The sequence below is a fragment of the Microcystis sp. LE18-22.4A genome, assembly GCF_027531105.1.
Lineage (GTDB): Bacteria > Cyanobacteriota > Cyanobacteriia > Cyanobacteriales > Microcystaceae > Microcystis > Microcystis aeruginosa.
In genome coordinates, this window is the sequence record NZ_JAPZRB010000231.1 from 1 (window position 1) to 2,022 (window position 2,022).

Sequence of the window (2,022 nt, forward strand, 5' to 3'; positions counted from 1 at the left end):
ATTGCCCAAGTATCTACTCCCCCCCAGTTGGCACCGACTGCTACCCCAGCAGTGGGGCCCGAGGTTTCTGGTCTCCAGACATAGGCTCCCGACGGCGCAGTGAAAGGCGTATTGTTGTTAGAACCATCATTAGCGCGTAAACTGATGCTCTGATTGGCTACTAAAATGCCAAAATTAAACCCCCGGCTTTCAGCGGTGGCACTCTCCTGAATCTCCGCCAGAGAATTGGATAATTGCTGTAAGAACAAGCTACTTTGTCCAGATAATTGAGTAGAGAGAACTCGATAAGCAGCACCAACTGCCGCCATCCCCAACGAGGTATTCCCTGGTGCGTTCACATTTACAGCGTAGGAGGGATATGAAGTGTTGAAGGCATTGACCGTATCATAGACGGCAGTAGAAACCAGCGCCATTAAGCGAGAACCTACTGTCGGCGCGACTCCCCGCCCCGCTTTTCCCTCGGCTTGAATCGCATTTAAAGCCGTCGCATTCCAGTCGATGACGGCATTAGTATTCAGTCCCGATACTAATTTACTGGTGACATTATTGGTTTCCAGTTGTTCGGCAATTTGGTTATTTGCATCAACTTCAGCAATGAGAAAGTAAGCCCCCGCAGCGATGACTGAAGTATTGTTGTTATACGTTAAGTCTAAGGTGACTGACTGCCCGGCGTTTAGGTTCAAGTTTGTGCTGACACTGGTGAGTAAGGCATCGTTTTTGTCAATCTGACCGTCAGTGGAAATGTACAGGTTGACAGTACTGGGACCACTGGCGATCCCCTGTCCTTGATTGGTGACAATTACCTGTGCACTTCCCTGAGCGCCGAAGTCAACCGTAGTTGGCAAATTAATCGTGCCAAAACTGCCCACTAAATCTGGTTGTGAGACAGTTGAGGCAAGACTTGAGGTAGAACTTGAGGTAAGACGTGAGGTAGGACTTGAGGTAGAAATTGATTTTTTGTTGTTGTCAACTTTTGTTGGTATCTGTTTTCCGTTAGTATCAAGTCCAATTGCACCTAAAAAATCAACTTTGTCCAAAAGCTCATTTAAATCTTTTCGGGAGAGTTTATCTAAATTTTTGTCACCGACAGTACCCTTTAACAACTCATCAATCTTACTGGTTGCGGTGTTGTTTGGCGATGACTGGGCGGTAGTTACAGTAGTGGTTGATGACATGGCTAATAAGTTGGAAAATAGTAACAGTAAAGGTATTCAAGGAAGCAAGCTCTGAAGCTTAACTTGTTGTCGTTGCGCTTCAGTGCCAAACGGATGTCACCGTCAGTAGAAATTTACAGGTTCACAGCACAATTACAAGCGATCGCCTGTCCTTGATGGGCGACAATTACCTGTGCAATTCTTTGATCTGTTTGAAAATGGTGACAAAACAGTAATCATCGGGGCAATTCAAATCAAACTTGAGTTTTGCGATACAAGCCAGTGACTTACATCACCCCCTATAGTTAACACGATGGAATCCATAGTGTCAATCAATTTTTATGTCTTTAGTCATAGATTTTTATCTATTTAGTTATAGATTTTTATCGATGGATGAAACTAGAGTCATTTCAGATAATTCTGATACAATCTGAACCGATGAAAACCTGATGATACTAAATCCGTTGAGTATAGGCTACATATCAGGACAGGCACTCATGCACCATGCACTCATGCAAAAGGAGAAATAGATAATCAGTCTTTGATAACTGGATTTAGTATGAAATCTGGCATTTATATTATCAATTTTAATTGAAATGACTATACTCTGTCTGATTGATTCCTGTCGGTTCTTCGTTACGGCGATCGCCTGTCCTTTTGAAAATGGTGACAAAACAGGAATGATAGTGGGACTTAGACAAAAAACAAATCGAGAAAAGCTTCAACTCCAATCCCCGCTTGGGATTTACTTCGAGAAGCCCAAAATCGCTGAAACCCAGATATATCAAGGAAAATCATAAATCGAGGTTAACCCTTTGTCCCGTAATGGTTTGAGCCTTTTTTGCTGACCGAAAACGCCTAAGTCCCA

At 43.3% G+C, this 2,022-nt stretch carries 1 protein-coding gene; it reads right to left on the bottom strand.

Annotated features, from left to right (window positions below; genetic code table 11):
• Positions 1-1,175: CARDB domain-containing protein (locus O9295_RS10340; protein ID WP_288032885.1), on the bottom strand; the 1,175-nt coding region annotated here is incomplete at its 3' end.
• Positions 1,176-2,022 lie beyond the last annotated feature (847 nt).